The sequence below is a fragment of the Bacillus nitratireducens genome (genome assembly GCF_001884135.1).
GTDB lineage: Bacteria > Bacillota > Bacilli > Bacillales > Bacillaceae_G > Bacillus_A > Bacillus_A nitratireducens.
The window spans coordinates 373,221-391,160 of record NZ_MAOC01000020.1; the positions used below are offsets into that span (position 1 = coordinate 373,221).

General features: G+C 34.3%; 22 protein-coding genes. 15 read left to right on the forward strand and 7 right to left on the reverse strand.

What is annotated here, in order from left to right; all coding sequences use genetic code 11:
* Positions 1-67 precede the first annotated feature (67 nt).
* The gene (locus BAU23_RS07410) at positions 68-574 is read left to right on the forward strand and encodes an acyl-CoA thioesterase (RefSeq protein ID WP_002012448.1); all 507 of its coding nucleotides are present in this window, start codon (positions 68-70) and stop codon (positions 572-574) included.
* 130 nt (positions 575-704) lie between these two features.
* On the opposite strand, the gene BAU23_RS07415 is transcribed toward BAU23_RS07410, so the two are convergent.
* Positions 705-791 (reverse strand): YjcZ family sporulation protein, encoded by an 87-nt coding sequence (locus tag BAU23_RS07415; RefSeq protein WP_000505094.1) that lies wholly within the window; start codon positions 789-791, stop codon positions 705-707.
* 159 nt (positions 792-950) lie between these two features.
* Here BAU23_RS07415 and cls point away from each other — a divergent pair, with 159 nt between their 5' ends.
* The 4 genes from cls (at position 951) to BAU23_RS07440 (ending at position 3,790) form a co-directional block, all read left to right on the forward strand.
* Entirely contained in the window at positions 951-2,135 is a 1,185-nt protein-coding gene (gene cls / locus BAU23_RS07420) for a cardiolipin synthase (RefSeq protein ID WP_016129229.1), read from the forward strand.
* A gap of 32 nt (positions 2,136-2,167) precedes the next feature.
* The gene (locus BAU23_RS07425; protein ID WP_000340564.1) at positions 2,168-2,626 is read left to right on the forward strand and encodes a spore coat protein; all 459 of its coding nucleotides are present in this window, start codon (positions 2,168-2,170) and stop codon (positions 2,624-2,626) included.
* A 187-nt stretch (positions 2,627-2,813) separates the two neighbouring features.
* Complete coding sequence (locus tag BAU23_RS07430; RefSeq protein ID WP_001045959.1) at positions 2,814-2,993, forward strand: hypothetical protein; 180 nt, start codon at positions 2,814-2,816, stop codon at positions 2,991-2,993.
* A gap of 176 nt (positions 2,994-3,169) precedes the next feature.
* Positions 3,170-3,790, forward strand: a complete 621-nt coding sequence (locus tag BAU23_RS07440) for an NAD(P)-dependent oxidoreductase (protein ID WP_071733954.1) — start codon at positions 3,170-3,172, stop codon at positions 3,788-3,790.
* A 24-nt stretch (positions 3,791-3,814) separates the two neighbouring features.
* On the opposite strand, the gene BAU23_RS07445 is transcribed toward BAU23_RS07440, so the two are convergent.
* The 3 genes from BAU23_RS07445 to BAU23_RS07455 all read right to left on the reverse strand — a co-directional run bounded on the left by BAU23_RS07445 (position 3,815) and on the right by BAU23_RS07455 (position 6,704).
* Entirely contained in the window at positions 3,815-4,297 is a 483-nt protein-coding gene (locus tag BAU23_RS07445; protein ID WP_000217328.1) for a DUF456 domain-containing protein, read from the reverse strand.
* Between the two features lies 1 nt (position 4,298).
* Complete coding sequence (locus BAU23_RS07450; RefSeq protein WP_000353724.1) at positions 4,299-5,606, reverse strand: hemolysin family protein; 1,308 nt, start codon at positions 5,604-5,606, stop codon at positions 4,299-4,301.
* Between the two features lie 210 nt (positions 5,607-5,816).
* Positions 5,817-6,704, reverse strand: a complete 888-nt coding sequence (locus BAU23_RS07455; RefSeq protein WP_071733956.1) for a hypothetical protein — start codon at positions 6,702-6,704, stop codon at positions 5,817-5,819.
* A 406-nt stretch (positions 6,705-7,110) separates the two neighbouring features.
* Between BAU23_RS07455 and cbpA the strand changes: the two genes are divergently transcribed.
* The 4 genes from cbpA to BAU23_RS07475 all read left to right on the forward strand — a co-directional run bounded on the left by cbpA (position 7,111) and on the right by BAU23_RS07475 (position 10,476).
* Positions 7,111-7,758 carry a cyclic di-AMP binding protein CbpA gene (gene cbpA, locus BAU23_RS07460; RefSeq protein ID WP_001220501.1) on the forward strand — a complete coding sequence of 216 codons (648 nt, stop codon included), beginning with the start codon at positions 7,111-7,113 and terminating at the stop codon, positions 7,756-7,758.
* Between the two features lie 436 nt (positions 7,759-8,194).
* The gene (gene brnQ4 / locus BAU23_RS07465) at positions 8,195-9,532 is read left to right on the forward strand and encodes a branched-chain amino acid transport system II carrier protein BrnQ4 (protein ID WP_406910831.1); all 1,338 of its coding nucleotides are present in this window, start codon (positions 8,195-8,197) and stop codon (positions 9,530-9,532) included.
* Between the two features lie 67 nt (positions 9,533-9,599).
* Entirely contained in the window at positions 9,600-9,929 is a 330-nt protein-coding gene (gene csaA / locus BAU23_RS07470) for a chaperone CsaA (RefSeq protein ID WP_000135732.1), read from the forward strand.
* Positions 9,910-10,476 carry a DUF1572 domain-containing protein gene (locus tag BAU23_RS07475; RefSeq protein ID WP_000440094.1) on the forward strand — a complete coding sequence of 189 codons (567 nt, stop codon included), beginning with the start codon at positions 9,910-9,912 and terminating at the stop codon, positions 10,474-10,476. Before csaA ends, BAU23_RS07475 begins: the two co-directional genes overlap by 20 nt.
* On the opposite strand, the gene BAU23_RS30500 is transcribed toward BAU23_RS07475, so the two are convergent.
* Positions 10,449-10,754: a hypothetical protein gene (locus BAU23_RS30500; RefSeq protein WP_002100073.1), complete on the reverse strand. Its 306-nt coding sequence runs from the start codon at positions 10,752-10,754 to the stop codon at positions 10,449-10,451. The two genes, BAU23_RS07475 and BAU23_RS30500, sit on opposite strands and share 28 nt — an antisense overlap.
* 4 nt (positions 10,755-10,758) lie before the next feature.
* Positions 10,759-11,055, reverse strand: coding sequence for a hypothetical protein (locus BAU23_RS07485; protein WP_000770740.1), 297 nt, complete (start codon positions 11,053-11,055; stop codon positions 10,759-10,761).
* Between the two features lie 89 nt (positions 11,056-11,144).
* Between BAU23_RS07485 and spoIIP the strand changes: the two genes are divergently transcribed.
* The 5 genes from spoIIP (at position 11,145) to BAU23_RS07515 (ending at position 15,969) form a co-directional block, all read left to right on the forward strand.
* Positions 11,145-12,299 (forward strand): stage II sporulation protein SpoIIP, encoded by a 1,155-nt coding sequence (gene spoIIP, locus BAU23_RS07490; RefSeq protein WP_001079312.1) that lies wholly within the window; start codon positions 11,145-11,147, stop codon positions 12,297-12,299.
* A gap of 286 nt (positions 12,300-12,585) precedes the next feature.
* Positions 12,586-13,083, forward strand: a complete 498-nt coding sequence (locus BAU23_RS07500; RefSeq protein WP_016129234.1) for a GNAT family N-acetyltransferase — start codon at positions 12,586-12,588, stop codon at positions 13,081-13,083.
* 11 nt (positions 13,084-13,094) lie between these two features.
* Positions 13,095-13,835: a M15 family metallopeptidase gene (locus BAU23_RS07505; protein WP_000747652.1), complete on the forward strand. Its 741-nt coding sequence runs from the start codon at positions 13,095-13,097 to the stop codon at positions 13,833-13,835.
* 23 nt (positions 13,836-13,858) lie between these two features.
* A complete protein-coding gene (locus BAU23_RS07510; protein WP_000178290.1) occupies positions 13,859-14,305 on the forward strand; it encodes an NUDIX hydrolase in 447 nt (148 codons plus the stop codon).
* A gap of 188 nt (positions 14,306-14,493) precedes the next feature.
* Positions 14,494-15,969 (forward strand): amidase family protein, encoded by a 1,476-nt coding sequence (locus tag BAU23_RS07515; protein WP_071733958.1) that lies wholly within the window; start codon positions 14,494-14,496, stop codon positions 15,967-15,969.
* A gap of 49 nt (positions 15,970-16,018) precedes the next feature.
* On the opposite strand, the gene BAU23_RS07520 is transcribed toward BAU23_RS07515, so the two are convergent.
* Complete coding sequence (locus BAU23_RS07520) at positions 16,019-17,236, reverse strand: MFS transporter (RefSeq protein WP_071733960.1); 1,218 nt, start codon at positions 17,234-17,236, stop codon at positions 16,019-16,021.
* A gap of 274 nt (positions 17,237-17,510) precedes the next feature.
* On the opposite strand from BAU23_RS07520, the gene BAU23_RS07525 reads away from it, so the two are divergent.
* The gene (locus BAU23_RS07525) at positions 17,511-17,939 is read left to right on the forward strand and encodes an NfeD family protein (RefSeq protein ID WP_000929497.1); all 429 of its coding nucleotides are present in this window, start codon (positions 17,511-17,513) and stop codon (positions 17,937-17,939) included.
* Position 17,940 lies beyond the last annotated feature (1 nt).

Below are 17,940 nucleotides of genomic sequence, written 5' to 3' on the forward strand. Positions count from 1 at the left end.
ACGTGTAGTTCATGAGATGTAGTGTATATTGGGATATTAGGGATAAATAATTAAAGGGGTGATAACAATGACTGAAGTAAAGGGTAAAACAGCTAATGAATCAAGAGTGTTTAAAACGAGCCGAGTATTTCCAACAGATTTAAATGATCATAACACGCTATTTGGTGGAAAGATATTGGCGGAGATGGATATGGTTGCTTCAATTTCAGCAACGAGACACTCGAGAATGGAATGTGTCACAGCGTCTATGGATTGGGTAGATTTCTTACACCCAGTTCGTTCTTCAGATTGTGTTAGTTATGAATCTTTCGTAATTTGGACGGGAAGAACTTCTATGGAGATTTTTGTGAAAGTAGTAGCGGAAGATTTAATTTCAGGTAAAAAACGTGTAGCGGCAACTTCATTCGTTACTTTTGTTGCGCTTAGTAAGGAGAATAATCCAGTTCCTGTACCGCGTGTTATCCCTGAGACAGAAGAGGAGAAAGAATTGCATCGAATTGCTGTGTTACGTGCAGAGCAACGCCATATTCGTAAGGCAGAGAGTAAGAAGGTAGCTACACTGTTAACTTTTTGATGAAACATACTTTCCCGGTGGTACTAGTATTGGAATAGGCTAGGGGATTTTTGAAATGAAAAGCGGACACCTAAAAATAGGTGTCCGCTTTTATAGTTTTTCCATCCGCATATCGTATTACAATAACTGCTTAGCAGAAGCAAGCAGCACCTACGATAATTAAGAGGATAAATAATACGACTAGTAGCGCAAATCCATTACCATGTGCGAAGCCCATTGTTATTTCCTCCTTTTATTTTAAGATACAACATAGAATATGCAAATGAGCTCCTGTTTGATATGGACGTATATCATGCAATGACATATTTTTTGAATGGTAATGTTAAAAAAAAGGAAAGATATAGGAATAACAGTATTTAGAGAAAGGAACATATCCATGAAGCACTTTTTAATTGTAATACTTTGTTTTATAGGTGTATTCATATGGATGAACATCGATGTGGAAATGGGGAAGAAAATGGCTAGTGGATATGAATTAGAACAAATTCGATTAGGGGATTTTCAATTATATACGAACGGTGATGAGTTATATAAAAGTTTATTTGAGGATGTAAATCGTGCAGAAAAGAATGTGTATATTCATTTTTATATTGTAGGAAAAGATGAAGTAAGCCAAAAATTCTTACAGTTATTAGAGAAAAAAGCATCTAGCGGAGTAGATGTGAAATTGTCAGTAGACCGTATCGGCGGATATAAGCTTAAGAAAAAGATAATTAATCAATTAAAAGAAAAAGGCGTGAAGTTTACATTTAGTAAAAAACCTAAATTAAAAAACTTATTTTATTCTTTGCATCAACGTAATCATAGACGCATTGTTACAATAGACGGGAAAGTTTCGTACATCGGTGGCTTCAATATCGGAAAGGAATATCTTGGACAGGATCCTAAATTTGGTCCGTGGCGTGATTATCATGTACGCATCGAAGGGAATGGAGCTACTGATATGGAAAGGAAGTTTGCGGAAGATTGGCAAGAAGATACGGGAGAAAAGTTTCCTATACATCAAGAGTTACCTGTAAAAGGAAATGTAAAATATCAATACGTATTTTCGAATGGAAAAGGTTTATGGAAGGAGTATGGAGCGTTTTTAAAGAAGGCAAAACATTCTTTAATTATCGCTACACCATATTTTGTACCGAGTAAAGAAATGGTGAAGGGGCTGAAAGATGCATTAAATCGTGGTGTCCGTGTAAAAATCCTCGTCCCATTTAAAAGTGATGCCGTATTGTTAAAACAGGCTGCCTATCCTTATTTGAAAGACATGTTAGATGCTGGAGCGGAGATTTATCAATATCGAAATGGATTTTTTCATGGGAAAGTAACAATCATTGACGAGGAAATGGTTGATATTGGTACAGCAAATTTTGATAATAGAAGTTTTTACTTAAATAACGAATCTAACTGTTTCATATATGATAAGACAGTCGTTGCTGACGTCTGGAGTCGACTAAAAGAAGACTTTCATAAATCAAAACGATTTTCTGAAGAAGATTTTGAAAAAATTAGTAGATGGGATTGGTTTCTAGCAAGAATATCAAATGTTATCGCATCATATTTATAGTATAGAGATGAAATAGGAAGGGAGGCGCTTTAATGGATTGTATGAAAGAATTGATGACATATAGTTACACACTTATATATAAAGTTGGAGAATACACGAGCAAGGTTCGAGATGAAGAATTAAAGGGTATTTTGCAGCATCATTTGCCGTATATGTTACAAGCATATAATGAACAAGTGAATTTTCAAGAAGGAGAAAATATACAACATATAACTTGTAAACAAATGTGTCCGGAATTTCCTGATATGGATAGGGAAACAGATAATGAGTATACAGGGGATATTGGGATTGCTATTTGTTATATTACACATTTGAAACGATTAGCATTAAAGTTTGCTCAAGTGGCAGTAGAAGTTGCGAACCCGGAATTTCGTTCTTTTCTTGAAAATTGTTTTGTGAAAATGAACCGTTATGCATATAATGTTTGGCAATATGTTGTGAAGAAGGAATATAAGATTAAACATGTATATGAAAATGAAAAATTCGCGTGAAAAGCTAAGGCGGAATGAAAGGCGCCTTAGTTTTTTTATGTTCAATTAGAGGGTGAAGATTAAAGAGTGGGTTTGTTATCGGAATATTTACAAAAATTTACTATATCTTTACTATTTTTAAATCTTTCCTTTAAAAATAAAGAGTAATATGGGATTGTACATATTCTATCAAAGGGAGGAAACGCAAATGAACAAATGGGTTAAGTCATTAACTGCTATGGCACTTGCAAGTTCTTTATTAATGGTAGGTTGTAGTAAAGGTGAGGATAAAAAGAAAGAGGATGACACAACTTCGCAGCAAGATGAAAAGAAAGATAAAGAAACAAGTGGAACAGAAAAGTCTTCTGATTCAAAAGAAAAGAAATAAAGTGAAACTTTATTTAATCAGTGGAGGTTTTGTCCATCCCCCACTGAATATTATCCCGCAAATAGCAGGATAAATGGATAATAGAGCTTCCTCACATATATGGGGAAGCTTTTTTGTTGTATATTTGTAAGTTTTGCGGAAAAATAGAGAGATAGAATGGAAGAGGGGGATAGTATATGAAAGTATGTATATTAGGAGCGACAGGTAGAGTAGGTTCACACATTTTGAAGTTAGCATTACATGATTCATATGAAGTGACAGTATTAGTTCGTGATTTGAGTAAAGTGGAAATAGAGCATGAAAGGTTACATATTATAGAGGGAAATGTATTAAATGAAAATGATATAACGGAAGCAGTGAAAGGGTGCGATTTTGTAATTAGTACTCTTGGAACAGATGGGAATGGAACGTTAGCAAAGAGTTTACCAATTATTATAAAATGTATGGAAAAAGAGGGCATAAAGAAGATAGTTACAATAGGAACTGCTGGCATTTTACAAGCACGAACAAATCCAAGTATATATCGTTTCCAATCAAATGAATCGAAAAGAAAAACAACAACAGCAGCGGAAGATCATTTAGCTGCCTATGAAGCGCTGGAAAATAGTAAACTTTGCTGGATTGTTGTTTGTCCAACGCATTTAATAAATGGTGATGAAACTGGTTTATATCGAACTGAAAAAGATATGTTGCCAACAGATGGATCGAAAATCACAGTTGGTGATACAGCTCATTTTACATGGAGTTTACGTAATAAAAGCTTATACGAGAAAAGCCGAGTAGGTATTTCATATTAAAAAACCATCCCAAAATAGGGATGGCTAAAAAATGATATAGCATACAAAGATGATAATCATAATGATTTGGAGAATGGCTTTGGCTACTGTACTACTTAAAAAACCGACTACGGTTGCAATTCCGACTAATAGGGCGTCTTTTGGCGCCTTTTTATGCATTAGTTCCGTAATAAATACAGATAGGAACGGTATGATAATAAGCCCGAATGGTGGGAAGAAGAACGATCCGACAATGATAGAAACCATACCAACACGTTCGCCCGATTTTGTACTTCCGTATTTTTTTAGGAAGTATCCATTTGCAATAAAGTCAGCAACGAAAATGAAGAGTGTAAAAATGACTTGAATAATCCAAAAAGATGTCGTTAACTCTCCGCCGTTTATTCCAAAATGATAAATGAAATAGCCAGCCCATACGGCAAGGATGCCAGGGATAATGGGGTATATAAAGGCAAGAAATGAAACAATGAAACAAGCAATGATACAAATTGTTAATAAAACAGTCACTTTATAACTCCTTTGTAGTATCTAATTTATGTACAGCAATCTTTTTAATTTGATGCCCATCAAGTTCTAATGCTTTAAATTGAAAACCATCATATTCAACTGAATAGCCAGCCTCAATATTTAAATCAATTGATTGAGAGAGAAGCCAACCACCAATTGTATCTAAATCACTTTCATCGATATGTAGGCCAAACATATCATTTACTTCAGAAATGAGTACTTTCCCATCTAAAACAGTAAGCTTAGGAGTACGCTTTTCAATCATTGGTGATTCGTCTGCGTCAAATTCATCTTGAATTTCTCCGATAATTTCTTCAAGAATATCCTCCATCGTTAAAAGGCCAGCAGTTCCACCGTATTCATCCATAACAATCGCCATTTGTACGCGGTTCTTTTGGAGGTGTATTAACGTTTTACGAATGGGAACTGTTTCAAATACAGTTAAAACAGGATGTATGTAGGCATCAAGTGGTTTGTAAATGCCTTTTGTTTGATTATGGAAAATCTCTTTCGTATTTATCATTCCGATAATATCATCTTTATCCTTTTCAATAATAGGATAACGTGTATACTTTTCAGTTGCAACGATTTTCATATTTTCTTCTAACGTATTTTCAGTAGATAAACAAACCATTTCAGTTCTAGGTACCATAATTTCTTTCGCAACACGATCATCGAATTCAAAAATATTATTAACATATTTATACTCGGTTTGATTAATTTCACCGCTTTTATAACTTTCACCTAAAATGAGTCGTAATTCTTCTTCAGAATGAGCAAGTTCATTTTCTTTCGCAGGCTCTAAACCGAGTAATTTTGTAAAAAATATAGCTGCACTATTGAGAAGCCAAATGAACGGATACATAATTTTATCAAATAAAATAAGTGGTTTTGCAAATTTTAATGTGATTGCCTCTGCTTTTTGGATTGCGAAAGATTTAGGAACTAACTCTCCTAATACAACATGGAAAAAAGTAATCACACTAAAAGCAATAATAAAGGATAGCGTGTTAGCCATTGTTCCAGTAATATTGATTCTTTCAAATAGTGGTCGTAATAAATGTTCTACAGTTGGTTCACCAAGCCAACCAAGCCCTAAAGAAGTGATAGTAATCCCGAGCTGACAAGCGGATAAATAAACATCTAAGTTAGATAGGACGCTTCTTGCAGCTAATGCTTGCTTATTACCTTCATTGGCAAGTTGATCGATTCGACTTTTTCGTACTTTTACAACAGCGAATTCTGATGCAACGAAAAAGCCAGAAATAAGGATAAGTATAAAGATGAGAAAAATATTTAATATGTCCAAGTGTGTTCTCTATTCCAAAGTTTGGAATAAAGATGTCACCTCCTGCAATTATGTTATACTTTTATAATAAATCTAAATGAAAAGATTAGTCAAAGAAAATGGGTAAATAATGGTAGGTTTTAATAGTGGTTTTTTAATTTGCTGTTATTTTGTCCTCTATATAATAGGAATAACCGTCTACATTTAATTTAAGTAGACGGTTATTCTATGTTATGGTTTCGAAATACTTCTAGTTAAAGTATAGGTATTTTGTTTAGTGTAGTTTGTTGTCCATAAAGCTTGGAGAAACGATAAGATGCTATATGGAATATAAAGTAGTAATAAACCAATTGTAACAACTATAGGTGCTTTTCCGCCAAATTGAACGACAAATTGTAATAGTCCGTTTGTGTGAAAAATACATTCCATAAAAACGAATGAAAGAATAATGGAACTTAAAATAGATTTATGATTGGAAGTAAGGGCAATAAATAATGTATCAATAAGAAAAGATGAATTTTTTATTTCGTATTCATTAGTATTATTTAAGAACGGTAGCCATTTTTTAATTGCTTGCATAACGATAATCATGGAAGTGCTACATACGATGATAAAAGAGGAGAAGAAAGGAAAATTTATGAATTTCGCGATATAGAGAAGTGATAATAGCACTGAACATTGTAATATCACAGTGCTAAAAGAATATGGTATCCAGCGAAATAAAGAACTGCACTTTTTTAATGAATTGGGTGCTTTTAAAAATAGATGACCAATTCCTAGACTTATAAAGAAACCGATTACAAGAGTGAATGTGAAACGAACGATCGATAAAAAATAAATTTCCCATATGTAGGGGAACAGTGGTGACGAATGATTAGAGGTATGTATTATATTTTGTGCATGTATAAGCTGACTTGCTGAGAAAAGGATAGGTTCATGCATCCAATCAATTGTTGGAATTGAAATGGAAGAAGGCTGTGCAAAATTATGAAAAATGCTTACAAATCCAGTTAAATAAGAGTAATTATGTGTAATGAATAATGCTGGAATAGGACTAATGACAAAAATAATCAAAACACCGACCATGAATTTACATATCTGTGAGCGCAATAAGGACATACAATCACCTACTCTTTGAATATTCAGAAAATTCTTATTCTTATTTTAGCCTTTTTCGGATGAAGTTACAACATATTTTTCTCGAAGTAGGTTAGAGAGAATATACTATACTGTGATTATCCCGCTTTAACGGGCAGTAAGACTCCACCTCAAAATGCGGCGAATGCGTAGAAGTTAGGTGGGGAGATCAACTGCCCGTAAAAGCCCGATTGGTGAAGGCTAATAATAAGTGGGGTGGGAAAATCCCCACTTATTAAAGTTTCACTTTAAACAAGTGTATGATTAATGAATAAATTATGACGGAAAAATGAACAATTTTCAGAAAAATAAAATAAATCATTTATTTTTTTCTGAAAATATAATATAGTTATGGCACAGAAAGTATTTTAACATAAGGAGGCTGTTTATGAGGATTAAAGGGAATTATGTGCCGAAAAGGGAAGTTTTATTTTGCTTAAGTTCAATAACAATAGGGGAAGCACTGGAGCATTTAAATAAAACTGGCTATCGTTGTGTACCAGTTTTAGATGAAAAAAAAGAGAAATATTTAGGGAATATATATAAAGTAGATATTTTAGAATATAAAGGTTCGCTGGAAGAGAGTGTATTACAATTATTAAACGATAAAGAAGGATATGTCAGAGAAGATTCTTCGTTCTTTAAAGTGTTTTTTACAATAAAAAAATTACCTTATTTATCAGTAGTTGATGAAAAAGGAGTCTTTCTTGGAATTTTAACGCATAAAAAGGTTTTTGAGTTATTAGAAGATGCTTGGGGTGTTCATTCTAGTAAATATTCTGTCATGATTGGGACGCAGGATTATAATGGGGCAATTCAAAAATTATCGACAGTGTTAAAAAAGTATACAGGTATCCAGAGTTTAATGACTTTTGATAATGATGCCTTATTAGTTCGTAGAATTATGTTTACATTAGGAGAAGAGTTTAACGAAGGTGAATTAGAGACGTTATTGAAAGATTTAGAAGATCATGGATTTAGAGTTGTGTATGTGGAAGAGATGAAAAATCCACGTGAAGTTGAAACGATAGAGTAACATGCAAAAGCCATCTAATTATGTTGGATGGCTTTTGCTATGTTACGTGTATAAAATTATTTGAAAATAACGATAGGGTAATAGGTGAGATTGTAAAAATATTTGTGTAAAAGAATAAAAAATGTAGATAATTTTGATTTTCAAAAAAATCAATTTGAAAATATGTTTTTATTTTTCAACTAAATATGTTACTATATGTGTGATAAAAACAAAGAGGTCTGACAACTATACTCCACGCAATACCACTCTAATGAGTTAAATTTTCGAAAAAATCAAAAATTAATAATTAGAGTAAGAATAAGGGGAATGGAGAAATTATGGAGAAAGACACTGCTTTGTAAGGGGCATATTTTATCATCTTGAGCAGAGAGGAGGATGCATAGCATATTGTGAAAAGAGAGATAAACAATGAAAAAGTGCTATGCAAATGAAAAGTATGAAGGGACGTTTAAGGCCAGGTGATACGGTAGCAATTGGTTTAATGTTATTTGCACTATTTTTAGGAGCAGGAAATTTAATTTTCCCACCAGTTTTAGGGCAACAAGCTGGAGAGAATGTTTGGGTTGCTACAATCGGATTCCTTGTAACGGGAGTCGGATTACCCCTATTAGCTGTGACAGCTGTCGCGTTTGTAGAGGGGGACTTGAAAGCGCTATCTTCTAGAGTTCACCCTATATTTGCGTTTATTTTCCCATTGATTAGTTATTTAGCGATTGGACCATTCTTCGCGATTCCGCGCACGGGAGCCGTTTCATTTGAAATGGGTATGAAGCCATTTTTATCAGAGGCATTGGTTTCAGAGTGGTACATGCTATTTATTTTCACTATAATTTTCTTCGGAATAACGTGGTATTTATCATTAAATCCATCTAAGTTAGTGGATTGGTTCGGGAAATTTCTTACACCATTGTTAGTATTGATTGTTGCTGTAATTGTCGGAAAGGCAATTATTGATCCGATTGGAGAACCAGCTGCGCCGCTAGCGGCATACAAAGAAAATGCTTTCTTTGGTGGATTTATTCAAGGATATTTAACGATGGATGCAATTAGTGCGCTTGTATTTGGAATTGTCGTTGTACAAGTTATCCGCTCTAAAGGAATAAAAGAGAGTAGTCAAATTGCAAAAATAACAGTTGTATCAGGTATTATTGCTGTACTTGGTTTAACGTTAATCTATTTATCACTTGCTTATCTTGGTTCAACAAGTACATCACTTGGTGTCTCAGAGAATGGTGGACTTATTTTAACGAATGTTGTAAATGAGTTATATGGAACAAGTGGTAAAATTTTATTAGGACTTGTTATTATACTCGCTTGTTTAACAACTTCTGTTGGATTAACATCAGCTTGTGCTGGCTTCTTTACAAACTTATTCCCAAAACTTTCGCATAAAACGATTGTAACAATGGTATGTGTGTTTAGTTTAATTGTATCTAACCTAGGTTTAACACAATTAATTGCAGTTACTTTGCCAGTGTTAATGATTATTTATCCAGTTGCAATTGTATTAATTGTACTTTCGTATTTCCATAAATGGATTGGAAATCGTAATACAATTTATATTGGAGCTATTTTAGGCGCTTTGTTAATTAGTTTCTTTAACGGTTTAGAAAGTGCGAACATTAAAATTGACGCGATTTCTAACGTATTACAAATGCTACCATTATATAAAGAAGGAATAGGATGGTTAATCCCAGCATGTATTGGCGGGGTTCTCGGTTTCTTCTTCTATAAATCAAATGAATCAAGTGAGTTACAAAAGAAAGGTGCCTAGGCACCTTTCTTTTTTTTGAAGGGGATTTTTATATTTTGTCTAAGTAGTAATTGGGAGGATTGATATAATGGCTAGTTTTGAAGATTTTTTAAATTTGGATTTGCGTATTGGGACGGTAAGAAAGGCGGAGGAATTTAAAGAAGCAAGGGTTCCTGCAATTAAGTTAGAGATTGATTTTGGAGAGTTAGGGGTTAAGCAATCAAGTGCTCAAATTACGAAAAGGTACAATCCAGAAGATTTAATCGGTCAACAAGTAGTTGCTGTTGTGAATTTCCCGCCAAAACGTGTAGCTGGATTTAAATCAGAAGTGCTTGTTTTAGGGGGAGTACCTGAAGCTGGTGATGTTGTGTTGCTTCAGCCTAATATGGAATTGCCAAATGGAACGAAAATTAGTTAGTGTGAAGGCAGGGGTAAACATGGATATCGGACGAGAATATTTACAATGTGCCATTTCGAATTTCAAGGCAACACAAAAACAAGGAGAACGTGTACTTTCTCAATTATCTTATGAACAGATAATGTGGTGTGCCCATGAAGAGACAAATAGTATCGCGATTATTATTAAGCATTTACATGGTAATATGCGTTCAAGATGGACGGAATTTTTAACGTCTGATGGAGAAAAAATAGATCGTAACCGAGATGGTGAATTTGAAGGTGGCTACAATTCAAAACAAGAAGCGCTTGCTGCGTGGCAAGAAGGGTGGGAGTATGTCTTTAAAACGATGGATACTTTAACAGCAGAGCAGATTTTGCAGAAAGTATACATTCGCGGAGAAGAACACACTGTCATGCAAGCGATCGAAAGGCAAATTGCTCATTATGCTTTACATATTGGACAAATCATTTACATTGGTAAAATGTTAAAAGAAAATGATTGGGAATGTTTAAGTATTCCTAGAGGTCAGTCTACCCGTTATTTAGAGAAAAAACGTTCAACATAATAATATGAAAGAAACCGATATAAAATAGGAAGCAAAAAAATAAGCCAAATGATAGAGGGCTCCGTGAACATTAGAATGATGCCAGCAATAAGCCCATATGTAATAAGAAAGAAACCAAAGAGTGTATTAATAGGAATAAAACGTGAGACAAATAATTGCTGATTTTTGAAACAAGTGTTGTGAAATAAATAAAAGCGGAAATACCGTGTAGAGGTAATAAGATCTTTCTTTCGCGCAATTCTTTTTTTGCATGTATGACAGATGAACGGTGGTTGCATTTCATTACGCTCCATTTTTTATATTTGTAATAATGTAAGACAAAAGTAAGTATAAAGTGTATATCCCTATATATGCTCCTGATATAAGAAAAAATGGATTTAGTAAAATTCCATGAATGCTTGTCATGAAAACTAAATTTTGTATTAAAACATCATATATAGTAATAGAAATTATAGTCCCAAGTACATACAATGCTAGGTACGCAGAAATATGGAGCACAATACGAATTTTAGGATGTAAAGCAAGTAAATAAAAAGTAATTGATAGAGCGATTGGTAATGATCCTATTAATAGCTTCAATTCATTTCACCTCATTAACAATATAGCCGGAATTTAAGCGGTCTATTCTCTAGAGCTTGTACATAACTTGAAATAGAGAGGGTGATAGTATGAATCGAGGCTTTTTTTACGTGAAATTAACAAGTGTACGCAAATTAATTTTATTTGTTATTACTACGGTATTAGCGACTTTTTTTCTTATTAGTTTAATGGTAACTTCCATGAAAGAGACGAAGTCAACGTATTTATATAATTGGTTGAATGAGTTATCAATGAATGGTTACATGTACGTTATTGGGAAAGAAAATCATTATTTTACACAGGAGTACCGGAATTTGAATCAAGACTTTTCTATCTCTTCATTCCTCTTTTCGATGGCTACAAATATTCGTTTTGATGATGTACGTAGTTTTGTCGGGAAAGAACTTCCGGGATTTGGGAAATATGATACAGAAATCGTTATAGCAGGTGAAGGAACAAATTACTCCAACTTACCGATAGAATCGAGTGTTCCTCTTGAAGAAGTAGTGAAAGAACGGACTGGAGAAGGTGGACAAGCGCCAAAGCCTGATACGAATAAAGAGAAGAAACAACCATCTCAAACGACTGGAAAAAGACAAGTTGCATTTATATATCATTCACATAGCTGGGAATCTTATTTGCCGTTACTTAACTTAACAAATGATCCTAATCCAAATAAAGCAACGAGTTCTGTAACGAATATTTCAATAGTTGGCGATCGATTGCGAGAACAGTTAGAAAGTGAAGGGATCGGTGCTACTAACGATAAAACTGATGTTGGTCAAAAGTTAATAAGTAAAGGATTAAACAGTAATAGTTCTTATAAACTGTCACGAGAAATTGTACAAGAAGCAATGGCTGGTAATAAAGAACTCCAATACTTTTTCGATTTGCACCGTGATAGTGCACGGAAAAATGTCACGACAAAAACAATTGGAGATAAATCATATGCGAAGCTTGCTTTTGTAATCGGGAAAGGTAACAAAAACTATGAAAAAAACTTACAATTAGCAACTGCGTTACATGAGACGATTAGTAAGAAATATCCGGGAATGAGCCGTGGTGTAATTCAAAAAGGATTCCAAACAGGAAATGGAGTCTATAATCAGGACTTATCAGGACAAGCCATATTAATTGAAGTGGGTGGCGTAGACAATACAGAGGAAGAATTAAATCGATCGATAGATGCACTTGCTAAGGCATTTGGAGAATATTTTTGGCAAGCCGAAAAAGTGAATGGATAAAGTGAAAATTTAATTGGTGAGTGCTCATCCTACTGATTAGTAGCCCTTACCAATCAGGCTACCCGTTAATACGGGATAAACGTAAGCAAGAAGCTTACGTTTATTTGTTTGTTCATAATCTATAGATAGAAAGAAGTGTCACATTATAGACAAAATTCCCTATTATTATATTGATATCGAAATTTGTCTATTTATAGTAAGAAATTTAGAAAGGAATTTTCAGAATAGTGGAGAAAATATTTTTACAAGGAAAATTTTTAACGAACAGAATGGGTAGGGGATCAAGATGATACGAGAGATTAGAGTAGAAGATGCAGCATCATTTTTACAATTAAGTAAGCAGTTAGACGAAGAAACGAAATTTATGTTATACGAACCAGGAGAAAGAAAAACTACAGTAGAGCAACAAGAAAAGATGGTCCACCGTTTTATTGAAAATGAATATGCGACAATATTTGTAGCAGTTGAAGAAAAGAGAATAGTAGGGTTTATTTTAGTTAATGGAAATAATATTCAAAGAAAAAGACATGTGGCAGGCATTGTAATTGGTATTTTGCAAGAGTATAGTGGCCGAGGTATTGGAACGACTTTGTTTAAAGAGGTAGAGAAGTGGGCAAGATTACATGATGTATGGCGTTTAGAATTAACGGTAATGGCCCACAATACAAGAGCTCAGGCACTATATAGCAAAATTGGATTTGAACAAGAAGGTGTCAAAAAATCTGCTCTTATCATCGATGGAAAAGGTGTCGATGAGTATGAAATGGCCAAATTATTAAAATAAGAGGTCGTTATATGAAAAAAAGATGGGCACTACTTGGTATCGTAGCGATGATACTGATTGTTGGAGTAGCAGGAATAAATTATAAGATGTACAAGGATCAAGAGGCGAGGGAAGTAAATGTAAATAATATATTTCCAAAAGCAACAGAAACGATTGCAAATATGGATGGAGATATCGCGGTCATTAGTAATCCGAATTCGATGCTTGTACTTGTGAATAAAAATAGGCGATTACCAGATGGGTATAGACCGCCAGATTTAGTTATTCCGAAAGTACGTTACTCTAGTGAAGGTGATCAAGAGAAGAAAAAGATGAGGAAAGAGGCAGCGTTGGCACTTGAAGAAATGTTTCAGCAAGCTAATAATGAGCGGATTTTCCTTTTTGCAGTCTCTGGATTTAGATCTTTTGATCGACAAAAAGCATTAAATACGATGTATAAAAGGCAAGATGGCGAAGCAAAGACAGCGATGTCTAGTGCAGTCCCTGGTACGAGTGAACATCAAACAGGACTAGCTATGGATATTACATCTCAATCAGCTAAGTTTCAGTTAGAAACTGTTTTTGGGGAGACGAAAGAAGGAAAGTGGCTTTCTGAAAATGCCCATAAGTTTGGTTTTGTTATTCGATATACGAAAGAGAAAGAAGGGATTACTGGTTATCGTTATGAACCGTGGCATGTACGGTATGTTGGGAATCCGCAAGCTACATATTTATATGAAAACCAACTGACGCTTGAAGAAGTAACACAGTAATGAATTGAGGGGAGAAGGCTAAGATGACGATGTTATATAAGAAAAAGGTACATGCATATATTACGAGAGAAAAAGAAGGGGTTATGCAACTACTCGTTTTTAAACATCGTGATATACGAGAGGCTGGTATCCAAGTGCCAGGTGGGACAGTAGATGAAGGGGAAACGTTAGAGGCAGCAATTTTACGTGAAGTACAAGAAGAGTCAGGACTACGCCATTTTTGTATCGAGCGCTTTCTTTCCGATTACATTATTTTTGTGAAAGAAAAAAAGGAATATCAAAAACGCCATTTTTTCCATATTTCATTATTAACAGATGTGAAAGATACGTGGGAACATATAGTGAGAGCTGGTGAGGAAGACAAAGGTTTAGTATTTTGTTATGAGTGGGTTGATATTAACAAATGCCCTGAATTAGCAGGTAAACAAGGAGAGTTTTTACATTTGCTAGAAGAGGTATACGTAAAATAATAAAAAGAGTCTGAGGCGACAATGTGTTCGTTTCAGACTCTTTTTATTTCTCTGGAAATTAAAGGTTTTTTAACGGGTAAGTTGAAGTCCTTAAAAGGGATTGTAGTTATTTATGCGAGGAGCGGAGAAAATGAAAAGAATAATATATACACGTCATCAATAAAAGGGCTTATAAAAGGAGAATGAATATGGAAATACAGTATAATACATTATTGCAAAAAGAATTAACAATTCATGATATTCAAAAGGAAATGGAAGCTGGGCATTTAACTTCAAAAGAACTAGTCATGTATTATCTTCATAGAATCGCAAAGTATGACCAAGATGGACCGAAAATTAATTCAATTTTAGAAATTAATCCAGATGCTATCTTTATTGCAGAAGCGTTAGATTATGAAAGAAAGACAAAAGGTGTAAGAGGTCCATTACATGGTATACCTGTTTTACTTAAGGATAATATTGAAACGAATGACTCGATGCATACAAGTGCTGGTACGATTGCCCTAGAACAAAATATAAGTAGTGAAGATGCATTTCTCGTTACAAAACTTCGAGAAGCAGGAGCAATTATAATAGGTAAAACAAATATGACAGAACTAGCAAATGCAATGTCTTTTGAAATGTGGGCTGGATATAGCGCTAGAGGCGGTCAAACAATTAATCCTTACGGTACAGGAGAGGATGATATGTTCGTTGGTGGCTCAAGTACAGGGTCTGCTATAGCAGTTGCCGCTAACTTTACTGTATTATCCGTCGGAACAGAGACAGATGCTTCTATTTTGAGCCCAGCTGTTCAAAACTCGGTTGTAGGTATTAAACCGACTGTTGGCTTAATTAGTCGTAGTGGAATTATTCCTTTCACTTATTCACAAGATACAGCTGGGCCATTTGCTAGAACGGTAACAGATGCTGCTATTTTACTAGGGAGTCTAACTGGGGTGGATGAGAAGGATGTAGCTACTCATAAAAGTGAAGGAATGGTATATCAAGATTATACACCTTACCTCGATGCTAACGGTTTAAAGGGGGCGAAGATTGGTGTATTTAGCAATGCGCCAAAAGATTATTATGAATCTGGAGAATACGATGAAAAATTGTTTAAGGAAACGATTCAAGTTTTACGTAGTAAGGGAGCGACAATAGTAGAAGATATTGATATTCCATCTTTTCATAGAGAATGGAGCTGGGGAGTTCCGCTTTATGAACTGAAGCATAGCTTAGATAACTATCTTTCTAAATTACCTTCTACCACTCCAGTACATTCTATGTTGGAATTAATAGAGTTTAATGAAAATATAGCAGGAAGAGCTTTGAAATATGGACAAACTAAGTTAGAAAGAAGAAAAGATTTTCCTAATACGTTAAGGAATCAAGAATATTTAAACGCAAGATTAGAAGATATATATTTTTCACAAGAACAAGGTATTGATTTTGCATTGGAAAAATATAATCTTGATGCGATACTGTTCCCATCCTATATAGGATCCACTATATGTGCAAAAGCAGGTTATCCATCTATAGCAATGCCTGCGGGATATATGGATAACGGGAGGCCTTTTGGAATTACTTTTGCAAGTGCTGCTTTTAGTGAAGGGACATTAATTAAACTAGCATACGCTTTTGAACAGGCGACAAAACATAGAAAGATTCCGAATTTATCGTAAATGGAACATATAAAAGGACAGGAAATCCCTGTCCTTTTTGTTATATAGATTAAAAAGAAATATCCTTCTTTTGCGTTTTTTGATGCTTTAATAAGCTAAAAGACAAACAAGCAGAACATAAAATAAGAAAAGAAGCGATGATATAAATAGTACGAACACCGAAAATATCAGTAATAATTCCAACGCTAAGCATAGAAAGGCCTGAAGCTGTCGAGAGAAGTGCACCATGGGCTGTATACATCTTTGATAATAACGAAGGAGAGACACTTGATTGAAGGACTGTTGTTTGAGAAATATCTCTAATTTGATAACAAGGGCCCATTAGAATGCAAAGAAATAGAGCGATAAATGCGTTGCTTGTAACACCATATAGAAACGTAAGGATGCTAAACATAAGAGAGCCTAACCCCATGGAGCGTATTAAATTGTTTTGAATGTATGAACTCATTCTCCACGCTATTAGACCACCAATTAATGTACCGACATAATAACTTGTATTAATATATCCCCACCATTCTTCTCCCTTATGTAGAACAGTCGTTACATAAGCCATCGTAATAGCACCGATCCATATTGTCCCTGCGAAAGTTTCAATTAAGTCCATTAGTGTAACTGTGCGCAAAGAAGGGTGATGAAATAATAGTTTCCAGCCTTCTAATAAAGCGGTGCTTTTTGAAGAGGAAGGCTCTGTTACTCGTTCAGTATGTATGGAACGTAATGAAAAGTGTAATGCAATACATCCAAAAATCATCAAAATGTTATTAATCATGAGTGTAGAAGTAGCACCAATGAGAAGAACTATAATACTTGTAAATGAATAAGCTGTCGCTTGTGCAATTTGTGTTGAAAAGGAAAAGATACTATTTACTTTTACCAATTTTTCTTTTGGTGTTAGGCGTGGAAGGATGCTGTATAGTAATGGAGCACTCCACCCACTACATAATGAAATGAAAAAAATGAAAGTCAATAGAGCTAAAATGTTTGTGGATAAGACCGGGAATAAAATCATTAATAATAGCAAAAGAGCTGTTTTCAGCCATTGCAGAGTATATAGCAACGTATAAGATGGAAGCCAATTCATTATAAGTGGTGCAGATATGTTAGCGATAAGATTTGTAATAACTTGTAATAATGGAAAGAGAGCGGTAATTGTAGCTGATTTAGTTGTGATGTAGATGTGAGTTGTAATAATCATTACGTATACAATGTCAGCAAGGGTAATACATATTTTGGAGCCTAAATAGTAAACTAGTGAGTGATTCAGCAATAAGAATACCACCTTTCAAATCAATGGTGCTTTTTAATTATAATTATTATAATCTGCAAGTTATATTTTTGAAAGAATTAAATTTTTTGTCATTTTTTGAAAGGGATTTTCATGTATAATGAAGAATATATTAATATAGTATTTTAATAATGCTTGTTGTAACAGCGAATATATATAATAGCTTGTAGCAAACGTCCCTCTATGAGAAAGGGCGGATAAACCATTCTTTTCTTCATATACATATAGAAAATGAGAAAGAAAGTGAGGGTTGCATATGGCTGGATGGGTGATTTGGTTCATAATAGCAGGTATTTTATTTATCGCGGAAATGTTGTCGATTACGTTTTACATGCTTTGGCTTGGGATTGGGGCTGTTGTCGGAGGTCTTATTGCTTTGTTTGCCCCTGATGCACTATTTTTACAAGTTGTTGCTGGTGCGATTGTCAGTTTAACATTGACCTTCTTTACGAAAAGAATTTCAAAAAACTTTCGAGAAGCAAAAGGTTTTACTGATACAGTAGATAAACTTGTTGGTAAAAAGGGAATTGTTATGCAAACGATTACAAGTGAAGTGAACGGTATTGTGAAAGTGGATGGAGATACTTGGACAGCTATTTCGGATACTCCTATCGATGCTGGAGAAAAAGTCGTTGTTATAAAGAGGCATAGTACTATTTTACAAGTAAAAAAGGAGAGTGAATAAA